General features: G+C 68.1%; 21 protein-coding genes. 9 read left to right on the forward strand and 12 right to left on the reverse strand.

The annotated features are described in order from the left end of the window. Positions 1-51 precede the first annotated feature (51 nt). The 9 genes from FB468_RS13815 to FB468_RS17170 all read right to left on the reverse strand — a co-directional run bounded on the left by FB468_RS13815 (position 52) and on the right by FB468_RS17170 (position 8,948). Positions 52-1,251: a tyrosine-type recombinase/integrase gene (locus FB468_RS13815; protein ID WP_141887856.1), complete on the reverse strand. Its 1,200-nt coding sequence runs from the start codon at positions 1,249-1,251 to the stop codon at positions 52-54. After that, positions 1,244-1,444: a helix-turn-helix domain-containing protein gene (locus FB468_RS13820; RefSeq protein ID WP_141887857.1), complete on the reverse strand. Its 201-nt coding sequence runs from the start codon at positions 1,442-1,444 to the stop codon at positions 1,244-1,246. The genes FB468_RS13815 and FB468_RS13820 overlap by 8 nt, the downstream gene beginning before the upstream one ends. Then, positions 1,419-2,033, reverse strand: a complete 615-nt coding sequence (locus FB468_RS13825; RefSeq protein ID WP_141888374.1) for a hypothetical protein — start codon at positions 2,031-2,033, stop codon at positions 1,419-1,421. The genes FB468_RS13820 and FB468_RS13825 overlap by 26 nt, the downstream gene beginning before the upstream one ends. Before the next feature lie 5 nt (positions 2,034-2,038). Further along, positions 2,039-2,515 (reverse strand): hypothetical protein, encoded by a 477-nt coding sequence (locus FB468_RS13830; protein ID WP_141887858.1) that lies wholly within the window; start codon positions 2,513-2,515, stop codon positions 2,039-2,041. A 24-nt stretch (positions 2,516-2,539) separates the two neighbouring features. Then, a complete protein-coding gene (locus tag FB468_RS13835; protein WP_141887859.1) occupies positions 2,540-4,372 on the reverse strand; it encodes a type IV secretory system conjugative DNA transfer family protein in 1,833 nt (610 codons plus the stop codon). Further along, positions 4,369-4,908, reverse strand: a complete 540-nt coding sequence (locus FB468_RS13840; protein ID WP_141887860.1) for a hypothetical protein — start codon at positions 4,906-4,908, stop codon at positions 4,369-4,371. Before FB468_RS13840 ends, FB468_RS13835 begins: the two co-directional genes overlap by 4 nt. A 121-nt stretch (positions 4,909-5,029) precedes the next feature. Further along, positions 5,030-6,037, reverse strand: coding sequence for a DNA-processing protein DprA (locus tag FB468_RS13845; RefSeq protein ID WP_141887861.1), 1,008 nt, complete (start codon positions 6,035-6,037; stop codon positions 5,030-5,032). 120 nt (positions 6,038-6,157) lie between these two features. After that, positions 6,158-8,800: a hypothetical protein gene (locus tag FB468_RS13850; RefSeq protein WP_246055899.1), complete on the reverse strand. Its 2,643-nt coding sequence runs from the start codon at positions 8,798-8,800 to the stop codon at positions 6,158-6,160. Positions 8,801-8,804: 4 nt separating this feature from the next. Beyond that, positions 8,805-8,948, reverse strand: coding sequence for a hypothetical protein (locus tag FB468_RS17170; protein ID WP_170219738.1), 144 nt, complete (start codon positions 8,946-8,948; stop codon positions 8,805-8,807). A gap of 121 nt (positions 8,949-9,069) precedes the next feature. On the opposite strand from FB468_RS17170, the gene FB468_RS13855 reads away from it, so the two are divergent. The 9 genes from FB468_RS13855 to FB468_RS13895 all read left to right on the forward strand — a co-directional run bounded on the left by FB468_RS13855 (position 9,070) and on the right by FB468_RS13895 (position 17,310). Next, a complete protein-coding gene (locus FB468_RS13855; RefSeq protein WP_141887862.1) occupies positions 9,070-10,062 on the forward strand; it encodes a hypothetical protein in 993 nt (330 codons plus the stop codon). 190 nt (positions 10,063-10,252) lie between these two features. Next, entirely contained in the window at positions 10,253-11,341 is a 1,089-nt protein-coding gene (locus tag FB468_RS13860; protein ID WP_130109631.1) for a tyrosine-type recombinase/integrase, read from the forward strand. Further along, complete coding sequence (locus FB468_RS13865; RefSeq protein ID WP_130109630.1) at positions 11,338-11,667, forward strand: helix-turn-helix domain-containing protein; 330 nt, start codon at positions 11,338-11,340, stop codon at positions 11,665-11,667. The genes FB468_RS13860 and FB468_RS13865 overlap by 4 nt, the downstream gene beginning before the upstream one ends. Next, the gene (locus FB468_RS13870) at positions 11,664-13,418 is read left to right on the forward strand and encodes a hypothetical protein (protein ID WP_141887863.1); all 1,755 of its coding nucleotides are present in this window, start codon (positions 11,664-11,666) and stop codon (positions 13,416-13,418) included. Before FB468_RS13865 ends, FB468_RS13870 begins: the two co-directional genes overlap by 4 nt. Positions 13,419-13,507: 89 nt before the next feature. Then, positions 13,508-14,482, forward strand: coding sequence for a thioredoxin-disulfide reductase (gene trxB, locus FB468_RS13875; protein WP_141887864.1), 975 nt, complete (start codon positions 13,508-13,510; stop codon positions 14,480-14,482). Beyond that, the gene (trxA, locus tag FB468_RS13880) at positions 14,479-14,805 is read left to right on the forward strand and encodes a thioredoxin (protein WP_130109627.1); all 327 of its coding nucleotides are present in this window, start codon (positions 14,479-14,481) and stop codon (positions 14,803-14,805) included. Before trxB ends, trxA begins: the two co-directional genes overlap by 4 nt. Then, the gene (gene arsB, locus FB468_RS13885; protein ID WP_141887865.1) at positions 14,802-15,890 is read left to right on the forward strand and encodes an ACR3 family arsenite efflux transporter; all 1,089 of its coding nucleotides are present in this window, start codon (positions 14,802-14,804) and stop codon (positions 15,888-15,890) included. Before trxA ends, arsB begins: the two co-directional genes overlap by 4 nt. After that, complete coding sequence (locus tag FB468_RS13890) at positions 15,887-16,891, forward strand: metalloregulator ArsR/SmtB family transcription factor (RefSeq protein ID WP_141887866.1); 1,005 nt, start codon at positions 15,887-15,889, stop codon at positions 16,889-16,891. Before arsB ends, FB468_RS13890 begins: the two co-directional genes overlap by 4 nt. A gap of 14 nt (positions 16,892-16,905) precedes the next feature. Continuing rightward, on the forward strand, positions 16,906-17,310 hold the full coding sequence (locus tag FB468_RS13895; protein WP_130109624.1) for an arsenate reductase ArsC: 405 nt from the start codon (positions 16,906-16,908) through the stop codon (positions 17,308-17,310). 138 nt (positions 17,311-17,448) lie between these two features. Here the strand turns inward: FB468_RS13895 and FB468_RS13900 are convergent, their stop codons facing one another. Genes FB468_RS13900 through cmtR form a run of 3 tightly spaced genes read right to left on the reverse strand, consistent with a single transcriptional unit; the run spans position 17,449 to position 20,029 of the window. Beyond that, complete coding sequence (locus tag FB468_RS13900) at positions 17,449-17,757, reverse strand: hypothetical protein (protein ID WP_141887867.1); 309 nt, start codon at positions 17,755-17,757, stop codon at positions 17,449-17,451. After that, positions 17,754-19,673: a heavy metal translocating P-type ATPase gene (locus tag FB468_RS13905; protein WP_211359139.1), complete on the reverse strand. Its 1,920-nt coding sequence runs from the start codon at positions 19,671-19,673 to the stop codon at positions 17,754-17,756. Before FB468_RS13905 ends, FB468_RS13900 begins: the two co-directional genes overlap by 4 nt. Next, complete coding sequence (cmtR, locus tag FB468_RS13910) at positions 19,670-20,029, reverse strand: Cd(II)/Pb(II)-sensing metalloregulatory transcriptional regulator CmtR (protein WP_130109622.1); 360 nt, start codon at positions 20,027-20,029, stop codon at positions 19,670-19,672. The genes FB468_RS13905 and cmtR overlap by 4 nt, the downstream gene beginning before the upstream one ends. Between the last annotated feature and the right edge of the window lie 27 nt (positions 20,030-20,056).

Raw genomic sequence — 20,056 nt, forward strand, 5'->3', positions numbered from 1 at the left:
GGCAGGTTGAGGCCCCGGCCCCTGCTCGGAGCCGAGTGCGGCGGTTGTTCGTTAGAGCTGGGGTCCGTTGCGGCGGGGCGGCTCCTTCCTGTGCTGTCGTGTCTTCGGACGCGTGAGGAACTGGTTGGCGAGCTGGGCTGCCTCGTTCAGCTGCCGGTGATCGGGATGCAGGTAGCCCTTGGTCGTCTCGATCGACGCATGCCCGAGGATGCGCTGCAGCACGTGGAGCGGCACCCCGGCATCGGCGAGCCAGGTCGCGCCAGTGTGCCGGAGCCCGTGCCGGGTGAGGTTCGGCAGGCCGAGATCGATCACGATCTGATCCCAGTTCGTCGCGTCTCGGACGGTCGCGGTCGTGAGCACGCCGCCGCGAGGCCCACGCAAGAGAGGGTCTTCTGGCTTCTTGCCCCCAGACAGGCGCGCGAGCACTGGTTCGAGCTCATCGAGGATCGGCACGAATCGGGTTTTGCGACCCTTGGTCTGCTTGCGAACGAGCCCTCCCTTGCCGGGGTAGATCTGCCGCTCGATCTTGACGATGCGGTTCTTCCAGTCGATGTCTCCGGCCTCGAGCCCTGAGACTTCGGAGCCACGAGCGGAGAGCAGCGCGCAGAGCATGACGTGATCCGAATAGCTCTGGTGCACCTCCGCACATTTCGCGGCGAGAGCGTTCAGCGTCTCCACGTCCTGGATCGCGAATGCGCGCATGGAACCGGGTTCGAGCGCCGGGACGTGGTTGAACGCGCGTCGTGCCCGGTTCTTCGCCGGGTTCGACGGGATCACCTCGTCTCGCACGGCAACGTCGAGCACTCGTACCAGCACGCCGATGGAGGTCTTGATGGTGGAGGGGCGATGTTCGGTCTCCCATTGGTCGATGGTGCGATCGATCAGCCCGGTGGTGATCTTGCTGACCTTGATGTGGCCGAGCGCCGGTAGGACGCGGAGCCTGAGGCTGGCGTCGTAGCCCGCGACGGTGGAAGTCGTGTCGAGGCCGCGCTGCCAGCGATCGCCGATCGAGTCGACGTAGTCCGCGAACGTGACGAGCAGATCGGCTCCCGTTTCGGTCGCTTGCTGCATGGTCACGAAGAACGCTTCCGCGTCTTCGGGCGTCGGGACGAACGCGGAGCGGCTGGGGCGCTTCTTCGTGTGCGGGTCGGTCCAGCGGACGCGCGCGAGATACCCGCTGCCGCGGCTCTCGATACTGGTGGAGAGTTTCACCCCGATGGGCGGCATCTTGTGCTGGCGCGGGTCAGCCATGCTCGCGCTCGCGTTCCAGTACCCAGGCTCGCACGGTCGGCGGGTTGTAGCGGGCGATCCCGCCGACGCTGACGAATGGCGGCCCCTCGTGCTGTCTGCGCCACCTCGACAAGGTCGCCTGCGAGACGTTCAGGAACTCGGCTGCTTCTCGCGAGTTCCACAGCGGCTCAACCTGGCTCGTCGTCGCGGGCACGATCAGCCGCTCGCTTCAGGCGAATGAACTCATCCTCGATGTCCTGGCGCGCCTGCACGTCGGCGGCCACGAAGTCGACGAAATCGATAGCTCGGTTCGGGATCAGCTCGTCTTCGATGAGCGCTTGGGGTTCCTCTCCCGGCCAGGTGGTCTGCCGGGTGGGGCGGTCGCGGTCAAGGCGGGTGCCGCTGGTCGATACCCACTCGCGGAGCCGTTCCCGCGCGAGCGCGAAATCGGTGTGCCAGGCGATCGGCCCCGAAGCGTCCTGCTCCGGGTCGTAGCTCGCGATCCAGTGCAAGTGCAAGGCGGAGAGCTCCCACACGAGTTCGGGGTGCCGGTACCAGAACGGCGGAATCACCGAGGCGGGCAGCCCGTAGGTGCGGCGAAGCTGATCGACCCATTCATTCAATGCCAGCCATTCCGCTTCGGCGTCACCGGAGGTGAGGAGATACCAGTTGATCGGCCGCGGTGGCTCCGGCAGCACGGTGCGCGCCATCACCAGGTCGTATAGGTCGTCGTCTTCGATCTCGGGATCGAGGTGTTCGCTGGCTTCGTCCTCGGCGCCTGGAACATCGGGAGCTTCGTTCATGTCGCTCACCGCCCCAGCGTCAGCGCACGGGCGGGCTGAGGCGCACGGAACTCGACGGTGCCCGCTGCCCGCGGTGCCTCCCGTGCCGCCTCCGCGCGGGGCCGTGGCCTGCGTTCGACCCGGTAGCGTTCGCGCGTGGTATCGAAGAGGAGCTTGGCTGCCTGGAACTGGCACTCCTCGATCTTCTGTCCGCGATGCTCGTAGCTTCGCGTCTTGAAGCTGCCGATGGCGACTACGTCGTCGCCCTCTACGAAGTCGGCGAACGCTTCCTCCGCATGCTCGCCGAGCAGCACGAGCTTCGTGTACGTGGCGCCCAAGAGCGTCAGGCTTCCATCGGGTTCTTCTCGGTACTGTTTCTGCCCGATCTGACCGATGAACAGCGCGAGCCCGCCGGAGAGGCGTTTGAGCTGCGGGGTGCGGGAGAGATATCCGGGGAGAGCGGTCTTGGTGCGCGGGTCCATCGCATTGTCCTTCTCGTTCACGGTCGCACTCGCTGCGCGACATCTCTACGAAGCAGGTGCACCATCTGCGCCTGACGGATCGTCCGCGCCCGGCTGGGTGGTGGGCTGCCGGTAGTGGAGTTGTGTTTCGACTGCGCGCCGGTCGGCTGCGAGGTGTTTCCCGTCTGCGCGCTGGGTCCACCGGCGCAGCCGGGTCACGATCGGCGGTGCCGCGCGCAGCAGCACGAGGCCGGTGCCGAACGGGAGGCGGCGGATCGCGTCGGGCGGCATGATCGGGACGCGGCGGATCGAGCGTTGCGCGGAGCGGGAGCCGTGGTCGCCGACGGTGGTGGAGTCGGTGATCTCGTCGCGTTCCCCGATGAGCGTGGACAGGTCCTGGAGGTCTTTCGAGTTGGAGGCTCCGCCGAGGATGATCTTCACGATCGCGGCGTCCCAGATCGCGGAGGCCGCGTTCTCCGACCACTGCTCCCGCGCCTGCGCAAGCGACTGCAGAACGGGCATGGTGGTGATGCCGGTGCCGCCGCCTTCGGCCATGAGCGTCGGCAACGACGGCAACGGGCTGAGGTTCGCGACCTCGTCCAGGCAGAGCAGTAAGGGCGGGTCGAGTCTCGCACCTGCGGAGCGGGCGGCGAGGCGGCGGGCTGCCTCGACCACGTCTTCGATGAGCGCCGCGACCAGCGGGGCGCTGTTGTTCGCACCTGCCGCGGTCGCCAGCAGGTACAGGGTGCCCTTCTTCGCGAGGAAGTCTTCGGGGTCGAACACCTCGTCCGGGCCGGGGGTGACGGCATCGAGCACGCGGGGGTCTGCGAGGGCGGCGAGGGCGAGGGAGACGCCCTGCCAGATCGAATCCCTCGTGCGCGGGTCTGCGTCGATCATCGCCTGCAACGCTTCCGCCCACCCGCCGGCAGCTTGCGGGTGCGTGGCGAGGATCGACACGGCGTCGCCGGCGGCGGCGGGGTCGAGCGTCCACCGGAACAAGTCGGCGGGCTGGCGCTGGTCGAGGGCGGCTGCGTGGAGCAGGCATTGGAGCGCGACCCTTGTTTTCGCTTCCCAGAAGTCGCCGCCCTCGACCCCGCCTTTCCCGAGCCCGGTGGCGGAGGCGAGCCCTGCGGCGCGGATCATCGCGGTGAGGGGGTCGGTGCAGCCGCGGACGGGCGACCAGCGGAGCCCGGCGGGGATGCCGTCGGCGAGATGCTGCGGATCGAACACCGCCACCGGCCCCACCTTCTCCCTCGCGCGGATCGTGGCGGTCACATTGTCCGGGCGCGTGCTGGTGGTGACGACCGCGCCGGGAGCATCGAGGATCGAGTTGATGACGATGTGCACGCCTTTCCCGGAGCGGGGCGGCCCGATCAGCAGGATCGAGTCTTCGACCGACGCCCACACCTCGACCCCGCGCGACACCCCGAGCCGATACCCGACCTCCAAAGGCTCAGGGTTCTCGAACGACGGCCGCAGATTCCCCGCACGGGCAAGGAGCGCGCGCGGGGAACCGGCTCTCGCGACCTCGGCGCGGGTCGCGATCCCGGCGATCCGGTACGGATCCATCGCCTGCCGGCGACCGTGCTGCCTGATCGCCGCCCACACCCACCACGCAGCAGCCCCGGCGGTGAGGATCATGGTGCCGGCGACCACCCAGTACACAACCGGGCTCAGGCCCGCCGCGCCAAGCGCGGCGCCAGGGTCGGCGGGGTGCAGGAACACCCCGGCGCCCGCGCCGAGCCCGGATTCGGGTTGCGGAGTGCCGGTGAGGAACGCGGTGACGCTGACTGCCGCGCGGAGGATCACGGCGATGACGGCGAGGGCGGCGAGGCCGGTTAGGGCGGCGTTGGTGAGTTCGTCGCCGAGGCTCCCGGTCGGGCGGATCGGGGAGGTCACTGCGGTGCTCCGATGCAGACGGTGGCGGAGATGCGGCCGAGGAGGATCACTTCGCCGGTGGGTGCGTGGTCGAGGTAGCGGGAATCGATCAGGGCGCGGGCGATGCCGTCGGGACCGGTCTCGGTGTGCGCGATGACGATCGCGACCGCGACGTCCTCGCCGGGCACCATCCCCGACCCCGCGAACTGCACCAGACGCGGCACCACCGGCATCGGCTCCGCCGACTGCGGAACCTGCTCGACGGACTGTGCCGCGACCTCCGACGGTGGCGGGGTGCGGCGCGGGCGCGGGGTGTAGAAGTCAGTCATCGTCCGGCCGTCGGTTTCGACGACATCGACGCGGATCGTGCACCCGGTCTGCTCGCGGATCGCGTCCACGATCGCCGGGAACGATCCCCGCCGCCACGGCGGGCAGAACTCCGGCGGGAGAAACGGCGCCCCGTCAACCGTGACGGTCAGGGCGCCGTCTTCGGCGACGACGATCCGCACCATCACCACGGACGGGCCGGCGGGCTTCGAACGATCACGCTTCGACATACAGGGTCTCCTTCACAAGACGGGCAGGCAGAGATCGACCCGAGACAAGGGGCGCCAGCGGGCCGGAAGAAACACGCCAGGAACGGCGCGACGTGGGCGGCAAGGATGCGAGCCAGAGATTTCAGAGCGCGGGCCGGCCCGTGCCGCGGTCTGGGTCGGGGGCGGCGCGGCGGGCGGCCTGCTGATATGCCGGCGGGAGCCGGTACGCCGCTGGCGTCGGGTCGAGCATCGCTTCGATATCTCCGACGCTTGTGGTGACTTCTGCGAGGCCTTCGGCGAGGAGCCGGTGGCAGCCGGCCGAGTTCGCGGACGTGATCGGCCCAGGGATCGCGCCGAGCTGCCGGCCGAGTTCGTAGGCGGCGACCGCGACCCGGAGGCTTCCCGACCGTGCCCCGGCCTCCGGGATCACCGTCGCTGCGGAGAGGGCGGCGAGCAACCGCGAACGTGCCTCGAACCGGCCCTTCGTCGGCGCGTATCCGGGCGGGGCCTCGGTAAGGAGGAGGCCGCCGTGCTCGGTGATGCGGCGGAACAGGTCTTCGTGTGCTCGCGGATACGGCCGGTCCAGGCCGCCCGCGAGCACCGCGATCGTCGAGGCCGAACGCGCAGCGAGGGCTGCGCGGTGGGTTTCGGCGTCGATGCCGTAGGCGCCGCCCGAGACGAGGATGCGCGGCGACGCGACGAGCTGCGCCGCGAACTCTCGAGTCAGCTGCACCCCGTAGCCGGTGGCGGCGCGGGCGCCGGTGATCGTCACCCGGGACGTGAGGGAGGCGGTGAGCAGTTCCGGGTTGCCCTTCGTCCACAGCATGAGCGGGGCCGCGTGGCCGAGGTCTGCGAGGGCTGCGGGCCAGCCGGGGCGGTGCGGGGTGAGGATGCGCAGGCCGTGACGCTCGGTCAGGCCGATCAGCTCACCGGTGAGCGCGTCCTTCTGCTGAGCGGCGGCCTGCTGCCGCCACCTCACCCCGGCCACGGGGTCGACCTGTGACGGGATCGCTGCGCCGGGGTCGCGGATCAGCGCGAGCGTCTCCGTGACGCCGATGGCCTGCACGAGCTGCCCGGTGACCGGATCGCCGGGCTCGGTGAGCACGGCGAGCGTGATCCGCGCGATCGTGTCTGCCGTGTACTCGCTCATCGCCGCCTCCTGCACTGCCGTCACTGTCAGAGGACAGGTGCGCCGGGCGGACACGCGAAAAGGGCGGGGCGCAGACCCTGGGGAATGGTCTGCGCCCCGCCCATCATGGGGGTGCTGGGGTTACTGGTTCATGAGGTCTTCGATACCGGTGTCCTCCTCTCTCACATATCCGTTGCGCTCCCGGAGGAGCGCAAGCCTGCGGCCGAACCACAGCGTCACTCCGGCCGCGAGGAGCGCGACCACGCCGCCAGCGGCGATCAGCCACGGGAACCCGCCCCCAGTCACGGCCAGCTCCGACGGCTTCTCCGGAAGCCCCGGCTGCTCCGGCACAGGCGGCACCTCCGGCGGCGTCTCGGTCACGACCGTCGTCTCACCCGGTGCACCGCATTTCCCTTCCGCGATGACCTTGCCCGTGGCGTCGTAGAGGGTTTCGACCCAGTAGACGTGCCCGGCCCGGTCGACGCTCGTCTTCCCGGAGCGGTAGATGCCGGCCTGGGTCACGTGAATCTTCTCCGAGGTGAAGAACGGTGCCTCGCAGACCGGCTCAGCGTCCGGGTCGTGGGGGCCGTAGGCGCGGAACACGAGGTACGCGCCCGCGGGGACCTTCGACCCCTGCACGAGGGCGGCATCGTCGAACTCCTCACCGACCCCCGCGACAGGGGTGGCCTGCGTGATCACCGACACCGGCTGCTCGTCGCCTGGAACGTAGAACCGCTCCCAGATATCCGCCGGCGAACTCGTGAAGGGCTGCACCCGGTCGTCGCCCGCGAACCGCGTGACGATGACGTAGTAGCCGGCCTCGGTCGGCTGGATGCGGTCCTCGTCGGTGTAGCCGATGTCGTAGACCCCGTTCTTCGCGGGCGTCGTGATCCGCGTGAGCACCGGCGTGTCCGACAGATCGAGATCGTCGGTCAGCTCCGCATCGGTCTGGAACGGGCCGTAGACGGTGTGCTCGAGTTCCTGCTCGTCGGGACCCCAGTAACCGTCGCCCGTGAACTCCGGGTGATTGTCGGGGAACCCGGTGACGGTGATTCGGTCGAACGCGCGCCCGTTCTTGTGGACGTTGTACTCGCGGACCTCCGAGGTGATCGTGAGCGGCCACCTGACGGAGTGCGATTCGATGTTGATGCCGTACTCGTCCTGCCAATCCGCGGCGAGGTAGAGGCGCACCCACTCCGGCTGGCTGCTCTTCTTCACTTCCCACACCCAGGTCACGAACCCCGCATCCGGCAGCACCACTTCGGGAGACTCATACTCGCCAGGCCCCGTCGCAGTCACCTGCACGGTGCCGATCGGCACCGCGCCCGCCGGCACCTCAGCACCCCGCACAGGCGGGAGGGTGCCGGGTACCTGGTAGGCAGTGCCCTCGAAGACCACTGGGATCGGCTCACCGTTGTGCTTCAGCCAGGCGCCATTGGTCGAGGAGACCGTGATCGTATCCGTCACCCGGTCGCCGGGCGTCACCAGCCGCCCGTTCGCCTGCGATACCGCTTCCGGCTGGAACGGCGTGGCCGAGGTCTCCGCCACCCGCCCGAACCGATCCGCGAAGGAATCGGTGAGGTACTTCGCGTTCGCACCCTGCTTGGTCTTGTCGATCTTCCACACCCATGTGTAGAACCCCGACTCCGGGGCCGTGAGCGTGCCCGGCGAGACATAGTTCCCGGGGTGCGTGAGCGTCAGCGACTCCGTCCCGAGCACGGGCCCACCTTCTGGGGGTGCGTTCGCTTCGGCCGGCTGCGCGTCGAACGGCCCGTAGAGAGTGCCTTCGGCGAGCACCGGCACGGCGCTGCCGTTCACCTTGATCCACGAATGCTTCGTCACGGTGACGTTCAGCTTGTCGGTGAACACGTCGCCGGCCTGCACGAACTTCGCATCCACTACCGTCTCGATCACGGGCTGAAAGTCCAGCGGGATCACCGGCGACTGCGCAGTCACGAGCAGCGGCTTGAAGCTCGCCGACGCGAGGATACGCTGCTCCCCGGGCGTGTAGAAGAGATCCACCCCCGCGCCGAGCCCGACATGAGACGCAGTGAACGACGCCTGCACCCGGTACTCCGGCGCCCCCTCCGGCGGGATGCCGACGATCCGGTGGGTGCCCGGACCGAGCGTAGCCGAGGTCGACCCGTCAGAGAACGTCGCGTGATTCAGCGACACCACTCCGCTCAGTGATCCCGGATTCGCGCTGATCGTGAGCTGCCCCTGGTACTGGTCATCCATCGTGACAGACATCCGCACCGACGGGTTCACGGTCGCATTCGCGGCCGCCGCGTCCCGCATCGCGGCAAGATTGCCGAGCACCGTGCCCTGCACATTCGCGGGCACCCGAGTGATGAAGTGCCCGTCGCCTCCACGCCCCACGTAGTTGCCATGGTCGGCAACATCCCACACGTACATCTGCACTGCCGCAGTGATGTTCGGGTCGCTGCTTTCGCCCCAGCGGCCCATGACGTAGTTCAGGCGCGCGAGCTCGGTGGCAGAGAGCGAGTCGAGGGTGGTCTTCAGCTCGGGATGCTGCGTGTTGCCCCAGGGTGGGAGCGCGTCGAGGTCCATGCAGTACGCCTGCCGGCCATGCGACGAGAACGACCCGAGCCACAGGTCCTCGTTGCCGTAGCCGACGCCCAGGGTCGCGGCCTGCGCCGGGGTCGGGATGAAGAAGAGGCCGCTGATGAGCATGAGCAGGATCGTCAGCATCGCAGCGAACCGGGTGCTCGTGCGGCCCGGCGGGGGCATCGTGTCGGGTGGCGCGGAAATGGGAAGCGACATGAGGTTACTCCTGATTAAACGTGAACGCCGCCGCCGGAATGACGACAGCCACCATGAAGGTGCGCGGGACGTCCACGCCCGAGATGCCCCAGGAAGCCGGGAGCTGCCGGTAGCAGCCGAATGCGGAACATGGCGACCTGTTCGGCAAGTGAATCGTGTAGAAGCTAGCTGTTCTGACGGTAGCCTCGAATCAGGCTGCGAAGTCGGGGCATGGTCCACTGATCGCGGAGCTAAGCGCAGACTGAGACGACGTTCCGAAGGGCGATCAAATGGATGCAGGCAAAGGCGAGGGAAAGCTGTCTCTAGCCGTGGAACATGTAGACCATGACCAGTTGTTGCACGACGGACTATCGCTACTCATCCACGAATACAACCTCTTCAATGAGATCGTCCCGGAGATCTATGCGCTTGTACCCGACTTCAGTAAGTGGCGGCTGGTGCTCACGGGCGACATTGCGGCGACGGTGAACGCGATCGAAGGCCGACACGAGGGAAACGCGTATACGACCAATCGCGGAGCCGGTCATGTAGGTGGAATCACCCTTCCGCGCGAAGATGGCATCTTCGACATCGTTCTTGGTGCGCAGATATTTGTCAGTCCTCCAGGGGATCATGAAGACCTCGAAGGACTCGTAGACAATGCCAGGAAGACGGCGAAACATCTCGCTCGACATGAAGCAGGGCATATGCTTCTGCGACTGCGTAACGAAGACGACCAACAGTACCGAAATCTGACTCGCCTAGAGCCAACGGCAGCTGGCTGGGCCGATATCGTCGCCGCATACATGGATGACTTCCGCATCGAGCGGCACACTCGAGAGTTTACGCCGCCAGTGTTTCGCCACCAGGATGACCTTGGAGCCGCGATCGATCATCTCTCGTCCGAACTAACCGCAGCCAAATCCACCTGGGCATTGGACCTCGACGGTGCCGCTCGTCGGAGTGATATTGCAGTGAGCGGGTTCATTCGTGTGATCGCGTACCTTTCTTCAGAACTCGGACTTGCCGAGGACGGAGAACCGGCGTTTCCCGAAATCATCCCTGAGAAGTGGGATCGCTACTTGGGGACAGCGTGGCCCCTTTGGAGCAACAAATTCCACGAACTGCGGCCAGCACACGAGCCGATGTCGAAAGAACAACTTGCCGCGGTGCTAACGGATCTCTGCGATCTCGCATCGCGCTGGTCGAGCGCAATTGGTTACGAACGTGGCATTACCAGCGATGGCAGGATGTACGCGTACTGGACTGAGGACGCTTACTAGCACCGCTGACACCGCCTTTTTTGTCTCTAGACCCGCATCTTCTTGACTGAGTTTCATGCCCGCCAGGTGCGTCTTCCCAGCCCCCAGGCTGGACTCCACAGCCGTCACGATTCTCGACAATCCATCACAAAATCCTGACGAATTCGCTGTATTCTTGATGCATGGTCACGATTCGTGAAGCTGCGGGGCGATGAAGCTCGCCGCGGTGCGGAGCATCGGAACTGCCAGGGGTTGGCGGTCCGAGGAAGATGCTGCGGACTTCGAGCAGGAGATCATCGATCAGCACGCTCTCGCGATGGCTGCCGCTGGACTCAGTGACGGGTACATCGCGCAGTCCAGGGCGGTCGTCTTTGAGTTCCGTCACCATCTCGACGCCCCGGTCTGGCAGGCCAAGCCTTCTGACGCGGACGCTTTCCTGGCCGGGCTACGTCGAGCAGGGCTGGCCGTCACGACCAGAGCCGGCAAGGCGGGCGCGATCGCGCAGTTCTACGACTTCGCTATCGCCCGCTATCAAGGCGACATCCATGCGCTCACCGAGTGGGTGATCGAGCAGCCCGTCGACGAGTACAACCGGCAGTCCGGGTCGTCGCTCGGCAAGGTCAGGGTGCCGCCCTCGGACGCGGAGATTGAGCGGCTGTTCGGCGGCTGGGCGGCCTCACTTCAAGACGAGCGACGCTACCTGCCCGCTGCCCGGAACTACTTCGCTGCGTCGCTCTGGCGCAGGGTCGGGGTGCGCATCACCGAGGGCACGAAGCTCGACCTCCGTGATTGGCGGCCCGATCTCGGGGCGCTGGGCAAGCTGCATGTCCGGTTCGGCAAAGGCTCGCGCGGACGCGGGTCGAAGCAGCGCCTGGTGCCCGCGATCAACGGGGCGGACAAGCTCATCGACTGGTGGCTCGGCGATGTGCGACACCGGTTCGGACCCGATTGGGACAACCCGGATGCCCCGATGATCCCGTCGGAACGGTTCGATCACGAACTCGGCCGTTCCTGGCGGGCCAGCGATGACGTGCTCCGACGAGGCCTGGCCCGAGCCACTGAGCGGTTCCTGCCTGCCTGGGCCGACGGGCGAATGACGCCGCATGTGCTCCGGCACTACTGCGCGTCTTCTCTGTATCTGGCGGGTATGGATCTGAAGGCGCTGCAAGAGCTGCTGGGCCATCAGTGGCTCTCGACCACGACGCAGTACATCCACGTCCCGGGCGAGCACGTAGAGAACTCGTGGATGCAAGCGAACCAACGGCTGGAAGACCGATTCGAAGGGATGACCGCGCGATGAAATGGAACTTGCGAGTCCAGGCCGCCGAGCGCGGCATCTGGAAGTCGACGGAGCTACGGCGGATGCTCGCCGACGCCGGGCTAGAGATCAGCCAGGGCAAGATGTCGGGGCTGTGGACGGGCACCCCAACCACGATCCGGCTGGACGACCTCGACGTCATCTGCCATGTCCTCGGCTGCGAGCCGACCGATCTCCTCGTACCCGAACCCGAGAAGGTCCGCGCCCGCAAGCCCGGCGCCCGCGAACGGGAAGAAGCTAACGGGAACACGAGCATCGTCACGCCCCGGTTCGGCCCGAAGAACGATCGGCCCGCCCCGCCGCTATGAGCCCGGCACGCGGCCCGAACGGACCCCTGAGTCCGCCGCTGCCCTGCACCGCGTGCGGGGTCAAGCCGGCCGCGTGGCTCACACCCCGAATCGACTTCTGCTACGACTGCATCCCCGGCGGCCCGTTCACACCGCCGGCCTGTAGCAAGTGCGGATCGGCCGAGTATTACAGCCAAGGCCTCTGCGCTCACTGCCACCCCGGCAGCCCCGGCTTCATCGGCTCCTGCCGCGACTGCCTCGCCTGGGGCGTCTACCGCAGGCACAACTGGCGGTGCTGGAAGTGCCGCTGGTGGTTCACCCACTACCCGCAAGGTGAGTGCATCTCCTGCCACCGCGAGGTCACTATCGGTGAACAGGGCTACTGCCGGCTCTGCCTGGAAACCGCCCGCTACCACCAGAGACTCGGCGAACCGCTCGACCTCGACACGGCACGCAAGTACGGCCAGCAGCTCTTCCTCGCCTCGGTGAACGACTCCCGTCAGCCCGCGGAACTCCACCTGCCGATGGCGATGAGCATCCGCGAAGCGCTCAAGGTCATCAGCACCCCGCCGCCGGAACCGGCCAGCCACCAACCGGTGCTGTTCCATATCGACCCCGACCCCGAACGTCTCCGGCAGCGCTCCAACGAGATCAGGCTGCGCGACATCACCAGCCGCACCGACCACTTCCTCTACGCCCGAGCCCGAGAGTACGCATGGAGCAAGCGCCAGACCAACCAGGTCAGGCGCACCCTGAAAGTCCTGCAACTCGTGTTCCCCGGCGCGAATCTGCGCTTCCGCGCCTCCGACATCCTCTCGATGCGCCGCTACGACGACGGCAGCAACATCCGCTCCACCATCGAAGTCCTCGAAGACGCCGGGCTCCTCACTGACGACCGGGTGCCCTCGTTCACCAAGCTCTTCGAACGCAAGACCCACGCACTGCCCGAGCCGATGCGATCCCAGCTCGAGCTCTGGCGAGACATCATGGTCGACGGTTCCAAGACTCCGCCGCGCCGTCAGCCCCGCGACACGATGACCGTCAAGGGCCAGATGTACGGCATCCTCCCCGCGATCACTCGCTGGGTCGAAGAAGGCCGCACCAGCCTCGCCGGGATCAGCACCGAAGACATCCTCGCCGCCCTTCCTGACGACCCCTCGCGCCGTCACGCCATGATGCTCGGCTTCCGCAGCCTGTTCACGATCCTGCACGGTCGCAAGCTGGTCTTCACCGTCCCGACGAAAGCGATTCCGCTGCGCGGCCCCAGACGCAACCTCCCGCTGCCGATGGAACCCACCGCGATCCGCGACGCGCTCACCAATCCCGACCCCGCGATCGCGCTGGCCGTCTCCCTCGTCGCCTTCCACGCTCTGATGACTTCGCAAGTGCAGCACATCAAGCTCACCGACATCATCGACGGACGTCTGCGGATGCCCGATGGCCGCTTCATCCCGCTCGCCAAGCCCGTTCTTGTCCGCCTGGCCGCCTGGCTCGATCACCGAGCCAAACGCTGGCCCGAGACGAAGAACCCCTACATGCTCGTCACCACCCAGACCGCACCCCGTCTCTCACCGCCCAGCCGGAACTTCCCCTGGAAGAAAGCCGGCGTGACCGCGCAAGCACTCCGCACCGACCGGATTCTCTACGAAGTCGAGCAGACCGGCGGCGACGTCAGGCGCATCTGTGACCTCTTCGGCATCAGCGTCGAGACCGCACTTCGCTACTCCCACACCAGCACGGGACCACAGAACATCATGGCCGACAGTGCGTAGGCGCCGCGGGAGATGAATCTTCGGCAAACACCCGCCCAGATGCGCTGCGCAGACTTGCCGCTTGCTTCGACATGCGTCAATATAGATGCATGTCTATTCAAGAGGTCGAACTACTCATCGTCGGGTCCGGTCCTGCGGGGTACACCGCGGCGGTCTACGCCGCCCGTGCGGGCCTCGCGCCGGTCGTGATCGCGGGCTCGGTGACCGCGGGCGGTGCGCTGATGACGACGACCGAGGTGGAGAACTTCCCGGGCTTCGTCGACGGCGTGCAGGGCCCGGAGCTGATGGAGTCGATGCGGGCACAGGCCGAGCGGTTCGGCGCCGAGATCGTCTACGACGACGCGGTCCGCCTCGAACTCGACGGCGACGTGAAGACCATCGAGACCGGTGCCGGGGCGACGTATCGGGCGCGGGCGGTGATCCTGACGATGGGTTCCGCGTACCGCAAGCTCGGCCTTCCCGAGGAGGAGCGCCTGTCCGGGCACGGTGTGTCGTGGTGCGCGACCTGCGACGGGTTCTTGTTCCGGGAGCAGGAGATCGTCGTGGTCGGCGGCGGGGACTCCGCGATGGAGGAGGCCCTGTTCCTCACCCGGTTCGCATCGAAGGTGACCGTGGTGCACCGCCGGGACGAGTTCCGCGCGTCGAGGATCATGGCGCAGCGCGTGCTCGACGACCCGAAGATCGAGGTCGCCTGGAACAGCGAGGTCGCCGCGATCCTCGGCGACGAGCAGGTCACCGGGCTCACGCTGCGCGACACCGTCACCGGGGCCGAGCGCACGCTCGACGCGACGGGGGTGTTCGTCGCGATCGGGCACGACCCGCGCTCCGAGCTCGTGACCGGGCAGGTCGACACCGACGCGGACGGGTACGTGCGGGTCGCGCACCCGTCGACGCGGACGAACCTGGCCGGGGTGTTCGCGGCCGGGGATCTCGTCGATCACACGTACCGGCAGGCGATCACCGCCGCGGGCACCGGCTGCGCGGCCGCGCAGGACGCCCAGCACTACCTGTCGAACCTCGCACCCGCCACCGTTTCCGAGCTTGCTTTGGAGGTCTCCGCATGAGCACCGTCATCCCTGTCACCGACGCTACTTTCCGGGCGGAGGTGCTCGAGTCCGAGCTGCCTGTCGTGGTCGACATTTGGGCGACCTGGTGCGGCCCGTGCAGGGCGATCGCCCCGATCCTGGACCAGCTCGCCGGCGAGTACGCGGGCCGGGTGAGGATCGTGAAGGTCGACGCCGACCAGAACCCCGAGACCGTGACCGCGGCCGGGGTGACCTCGATCCCGACCCTCGGCTTCTACCGGAACGGGGAGCGCGTGGACGTGCTGATCGGCGCGCACCCGAAGCCCGTCTACGCCGCGAAGATCGAGGAGCTGCTCGCATGACCGACACCCGGACCCGCACCGCCCCGAAGCGGCTCTCCACTCTCGACAAGTGGCTGCCGCTTTGGATCGGCCTCGCCATGGTCGCGGGCCTCCTGCTCGGACGCTTCGTGCCCGCGCTCTCGGACGCGCTCTCCGCGATGGAGGTCGGCGGAATCTCGATCCCCATCGGGCTGGGCCTGCTGGTGATGATGTACCCGGTGCTCGCGAAGGTCCGCTACGACAGGGTCGCCGCCGTCACCGGGGACAAGAAGCTGCTCCTCTCCTCGCTCGTGCTGAACTGGCTCGTGGGGCCCGCGGTGATGTTCGCGCTCGCCTGGATCTTCCTGCCGGACCTGCCGGAGTACCGGACCGGGCTGATCATCGTCGGACTCGCCCGCTGCATCGCGATGGTCGTGATCTGGAACGACCTCGCGTGCGGTGACCGGGAAGCGACCGCGGTGCTGGTCGCGATCAACTCCGTCTTCCAGGTCGTGATGTTCTCGGTGCTGGGCTGGTTCTACCTGACCGTGCTGCCGGGCTGGCTGGGACTGGACGCGCAGGGTCTGGATGTCTCGGTCTGGCAGATCGCGCTGAATGTGCTCGTGTTCCTCGGTATTCCGCTCGCCGCGGGCTTCGCGTCCCGTTTCGTCGGCGAGAAGCGCAAGGGGCGCGACTGGTACGAGGAGAAGTTCCTCCCCGTGATCGGGCCGTGGGCGTTGTACGGGCTGCTGTTCACGATCGTGCTGCTGTTCGCGCTGCAGGGCGAGCAGGTCACCTCGCGCCCGATGGACGTCGCCAGGATCGCGCTGCCGCTGCTGGTCTACTTCGTACTGATGTGGTTCGCCGGCATCCTGCTCGGCAAGGGGCTCGGCCTGGGGTATGCACGGTCGACGACGCTCGCGTTCACTGCGGCGGGCAACAACTTCGAGCTCGCGATCGCGGTCGCGATCGGCACCTTCGGCGCGGCATCCGGCCAGGCCTTGGCCGGGGTCGTCGGCCCGCTCATCGAGGTGCCGGTGCTCGTGGGCCTGGTCTACGTCTCGCTCTGGGCCGCGAAGGCCTGGTTCCACACCGACCCCTACGCCACCGAATCGAGGACGTCATGACCGACACGACCGTCATCTCTGACGCCGACGCGTGCGCGCCGTCCACGGCGCACGCCATCGGCACCGAGGCCGCCACGACCGTGGCCGGGGCGCTGAAGGCGCTCGCTGACCCGCTGCGGCTGCGGATGCTCTCCGCGATCGCGACCGACCCGCGCGGCGAGTCCTGCGTATGCGACCTCGCCGAGCTCGCCGACGTGTCCCAGCCGACCGTCTCCCACCACCTGAAGGTGCTGAAAGAGACCGGGATGCTGCTGTCCAAGCGGCGCGGCACCTGGGTGTACTACCGCATCGCGCCGGGCAAGCAGCGCGCCGTCGCGGCCCTCCTCGACGCGTTCGCCCCCGCCGCGGCCACAACGGACGAGCCCGAGGACACCGCAGCACGGGTCGCGGCCCTGCAGCAGATGGACGCCCGCGTGACGCGGCTCGCCGAAGAGCTCGCCGACGAGCTGACCGGGCTGAACCGAGAACTCGTGATCGCGATCGTCCGCGAGTCCTACGCCGGCCTGGTCCGTTCGGCCAAACTGACGGCGCACATGATCCCGCTGACCGAACGGTTCGCCCGGCAGCGCCTCACCGACCTGACGCGGGACCGCTCGGCCGGGGTGCCGCGGGTGTTGTTCGTGTGCGTGCAGAACGCGGGCCGCTCCCAACTCGCCGCCGCGATCGTCAACCAGCTCGCCGACGGCCGCGTGATCGCGCGCTCCGCGGGCTCCACCCCTGCCTCGGATGTGCACCCGCACGTGCGCTCCCTGCTCACCGAGATCGAAGGCGAGCAGGAGGCCGAGACGGCGTTCCCGAAGCCCCTCACCGACGACGCCGTACGCGCGGCCGACGTGGTGGTCACCATGGGCTGCGGCGACGTCTGCCCGATCATCCCCGGCGTCCGCTACGAGGACTGGGCCGTGGGCGACCCTGCGCTGGCCTCGCCCGAGGGAGTCGAAGCGATACGCCACGACATCGAGGGCCGCGTCCGCGGCCTCCTCGCCACCCTCACCGACTGAAAGATGCGAAAACCATGACCGACCAGAAGCCCTCCGTCCTCTTCGTCTGCGTCCACAACGCCGGCCGCTCCCAGATGGCCGCAGGCTGGCTCCGCGAGCTCGCGGGCGACCGCGTCGAGGTCCGCTCCGCCGGATCCATGCCCGCCGACCAGATCAACCCCGTCGCGGTCGAGGCGATGCGCGAAGAGGGCATCGACATCACCGCCGAACAGCCCAAGGTGCTCACCACCGAAGCGGTGCAGGACTCCGACGTGGTGATCACGATGGGCTGCGGCGATGCCTGCCCGTTCTTCCCGGGCAAGCGGTACGAAGACTGGAAGCTCGACGATCCCGCCGGTCAGGGCATCGAGTCGGTGCGGCCGATCCGCGACGACATCAAGGGCCGCGTCGAAACCCTCCTCGCCGAACTGCTCGTCTGAGGGACTGCGAGCAGCGGAGGGGGTAGAGGCCAGCGGCCCTACCCCCCTCCGCTTTGTTTCCGGGTTCTCGATCCACGCGGCGAACACCGCTTTGCCGTGAGGTGTGACCCAGTGATCGCGTCACCGGTCGTTCTCGCTCTACCGGGATGCGCCTCGCAGCGCTGCTTCGATCTGCTCCTGCGTGGGCGCTCCGGCGTACCCGCTTCCTGTCGCGTAGACCCGGCACGCGAGCGAGCGAACCGGGGCCGTGGGGAACAGGTCGACGCCGTCGACGAGGATCGAGGGCGAGCCTCCGAACGGAGCATCCGCCGCCTCGGCCTCGGTTCGAATCGTCACCAGCTCGACGGGCACGTCCGCGAGCCCGAGAGCGTCCAGGGCGGCGCGCGCGTGCTCCTCAGCGACAGCTGTGTTCGGGCAGTCGACGATGTGCAGCAGTTCGACCTTCATGCGGTCGGCTCCTTCCGAGTCCGGGCGGCGCGCAGGCCGTTGAGGATGACGACGACCTCGGCGATCTCGTGCACCAGGACCACCGCTGCGAGCCCCAGGACGCCGAACAGGGCGAGCGGGAGCAGGGCGGTGATGATCAGCAGCGACAGGATGATGTTCTGGTTGATGATGTGCCGCCCCCGACGGGCGTGGTCGAACGCGCGCGGCAGCAGCCGCAGGTCATGGCCGGTGAACGCCACGTCGGCCGACTCGATCGCGGCATCGGAGCCGGTCGCGCCCATCGCGATGCCGATGTCTGCGGCGGCCAGGGCGGGGGCGTCGTTGATGCCGTCGCCGATCATCGCGACCGAGCCGTTCTTCTTACCGAGTTCGCTGATCGCGGTGGCCTTGTCCTCGGGGCGCAGCTCGGCGCGGACGTCCTCGATCCCGGCCTCCGCAGCGAGGGCACGTGCGGTGCGGGCGTTGTCGCCGGTGAGCATCGTCATCCCGATGCCCTGGGTCGCGAGGGTGCGCACGACCTCGGGGACCTCGGGGCGCAGCTCGTCGCGGACGCCGATCGCGGCAACCGGGACGTCGTCGCGGTGGACGATCACGACCGTCATGCCCTGCTCTTCCAGGCCTGCCACCTGGTCGCCGAGCGACCCGGCGTCCAGCCAGCGGGGGCTGCCGACCGTGATCCGCGCGCCGTCGAGCTTGCCCTCGATGCCGTGCCCGGCCTGCTCCGCCACGCCCTCGGCCGCAGGGGCATCTGGAGCGGCCGCGGTAATCGCGGCCGCGAGCGGGTGGGTGCTGTGCTGCTCCAGCGCGGCCGCCCAGGCAAGCGCCCGCGCCTCGGTGATCCCGTCGGCGGTGAGGACGGCGGTGACGGCGGGCTCGTTGCGGGTCAGGGTGCCGGTCTTGTCGACGGCGACGTGGCGGATCACGCCGAATCGTTCGAACACGGCCCCGGACTTGATGATCACGCCGAACTTGCTCGCCGACCCGATCGCGGCGACCACTGTCAGTGGCACGGAGATCGCCAGCGCGCAGGGCGACGCCGCCACCAGCACCACGAGGGCGCGGGTGATCCACAGCTCCGGGTCGCCGAGCAGCGACCCGAGGGTTGCCACGAGCGCGGCGAGGATCAGCACGCCGGGCACCAATGGCCGGGCGATGCGGTCGGCGAGGCGGGCGCGGTCGCCCTTCTCGGCCTGCGCCTGCTCCACGAGCTCGACGATCGTGGTCAGCGAGTTGTCGGTGCCCGCCGCGGTCGTCTCGACCTCCAGCGCCCCGGCGGTGTTGATGGCACCCGCCGACACGGCGTCGCCGGGCTCGACCTCGACCGGGATCGACTCCCCGGTGATCGCGGAGGTGTCCAGGCTGGAGCGCCCCGTGCGGACGATCCCGTCGGTCGCGATCCGCTCGCCCGGCCGCACCAGCATCAGCTGACCTACATGGAGATCCTTCGCCGGGACTTCGACGGCTGTTCCGTCGTGGCGGATGGTCGCAGTCTCGGGGACGAGCTTGAGCAATGCCCGCAGCCCGCCGCGGGCGCGGTCCATCGCCTTGTCCTCCAGCGCCTCGGCGATCGAGTAGAGGAACGCCAAAGCTGCGGCTTCCTCGACATAGCCGAGGATCACCGCGCCGACCGCGCTGATCGTCATCAGCAGGCCGATGCCGAGCTTGCCCGTGAACAGCTTCCGGATCGCGCCCGGCGTGAACGTTGACGCCCCCAGCAGCAAACCGATCCAGAACGCCACCAGCGCCGGGATCTCGAGCCCGGACCACTCCAGGACCAGGCCGGTCAGGAAGGCGGTGCCGGAGAAGACTGGGACCATGATCCCGCGGTCCCGCCACCAAGGGCGCTCCGCCTCCTCGGCTTCTTCGGCGTCCGCGGTCTCGGGCTCGTCGTGCTCGCAGCCGCACGCAGTGCTCATGCGCCTGCTCCCGTCCCGCAGCAGCCCGGCACGGTGCACTGGGCATCCATGCAAGGCGCGTGCTCGTCCACCGCGAGCGTCACGTCCACCAAAGCGGTCAGCGCCGCCGCCAGGTGCGGGTCCGCGATCTCGTAACGCGTCTGCCGCCCCTCTGGCTCCGCGACCACGATCCCGCAGTCGCGCAGGCATGTCAGGTGGTTCGACACGTTCGAGCGGGTCAGTTCCAGCTCGCGCGAGAGCACGGCCGGGTAGCTCGGCCCGTCGAGCAGGGTCATCAGAATCCGGGAGCGCGTCGGGTCCGCCATGGCCCGGCCGAGCCGGTTCATGACGTCGAGGCGTGAAGCAATGGTCAGCATTCACTGATCATACAGCGAATGCTGACT

Source organism: Leucobacter komagatae, from assembly GCF_006716085.1.
In the GTDB taxonomy this organism is placed as follows: Bacteria; Actinomycetota; Actinomycetes; order Actinomycetales; family Microbacteriaceae; genus Leucobacter; species Leucobacter komagatae.

What these genes read in the sequence shown, in the direction of transcription:
- FB468_RS13815 (WP_141887856.1), bottom strand. Translation starts at nt 1,251, where the DNA reads ATGGCTGACCCGCGCCAGCACAAGATGCCGCCCATCGGGGTGAAACTC.
- FB468_RS13825 (WP_141888374.1), bottom strand. Translation starts at nt 2,033, where the DNA reads ATGAACGAAGCTCCCGATGTTCCAGGCGCCGAGGACGAAGCCAGCGAA.
- FB468_RS13840 (WP_141887860.1), bottom strand. Translation starts at nt 4,908, where the DNA reads ATGTCGAAGCGTGATCGTTCGAAGCCCGCCGGCCCGTCCGTGGTGATG.
- FB468_RS13845 (WP_141887861.1), bottom strand. Translation starts at nt 6,037, where the DNA reads ATGAGCGAGTACACGGCAGACACGATCGCGCGGATCACGCTCGCCGTG.
- FB468_RS13850 (WP_246055899.1), bottom strand. Translation starts at nt 8,800, where the DNA reads ATGTCGCTTCCCATTTCCGCGCCACCCGACACGATGCCCCCGCCGGGC.
- FB468_RS13855 (WP_141887862.1), top strand. Translation starts at nt 9,070, where the DNA reads ATGGATGCAGGCAAAGGCGAGGGAAAGCTGTCTCTAGCCGTGGAACAT.
- FB468_RS13860 (WP_130109631.1), top strand. Translation starts at nt 10,253, where the DNA reads ATGAAGCTCGCCGCGGTGCGGAGCATCGGAACTGCCAGGGGTTGGCGG.
- FB468_RS13865 (WP_130109630.1), top strand. Translation starts at nt 11,338, where the DNA reads ATGAAATGGAACTTGCGAGTCCAGGCCGCCGAGCGCGGCATCTGGAAG.
- FB468_RS13870 (WP_141887863.1), top strand. Translation starts at nt 11,664, where the DNA reads ATGAGCCCGGCACGCGGCCCGAACGGACCCCTGAGTCCGCCGCTGCCC.
- trxB (WP_141887864.1), top strand. Translation starts at nt 13,508, where the DNA reads ATGTCTATTCAAGAGGTCGAACTACTCATCGTCGGGTCCGGTCCTGCG.
- trxA (WP_130109627.1), top strand. Translation starts at nt 14,479, where the DNA reads ATGAGCACCGTCATCCCTGTCACCGACGCTACTTTCCGGGCGGAGGTG.
- arsB (WP_141887865.1), top strand. Translation starts at nt 14,802, where the DNA reads ATGACCGACACCCGGACCCGCACCGCCCCGAAGCGGCTCTCCACTCTC.
- FB468_RS13890 (WP_141887866.1), top strand. Translation starts at nt 15,887, where the DNA reads ATGACCGACACGACCGTCATCTCTGACGCCGACGCGTGCGCGCCGTCC.
- FB468_RS13895 (WP_130109624.1), top strand. Translation starts at nt 16,906, where the DNA reads ATGACCGACCAGAAGCCCTCCGTCCTCTTCGTCTGCGTCCACAACGCC.
- FB468_RS13900 (WP_141887867.1), bottom strand. Translation starts at nt 17,757, where the DNA reads ATGAAGGTCGAACTGCTGCACATCGTCGACTGCCCGAACACAGCTGTC.
- FB468_RS13905 (WP_211359139.1), bottom strand. Translation starts at nt 19,673, where the DNA reads ATGAGCACTGCGTGCGGCTGCGAGCACGACGAGCCCGAGACCGCGGAC.
- cmtR (WP_130109622.1), bottom strand. Translation starts at nt 20,029, where the DNA reads ATGCTGACCATTGCTTCACGCCTCGACGTCATGAACCGGCTCGGCCGG.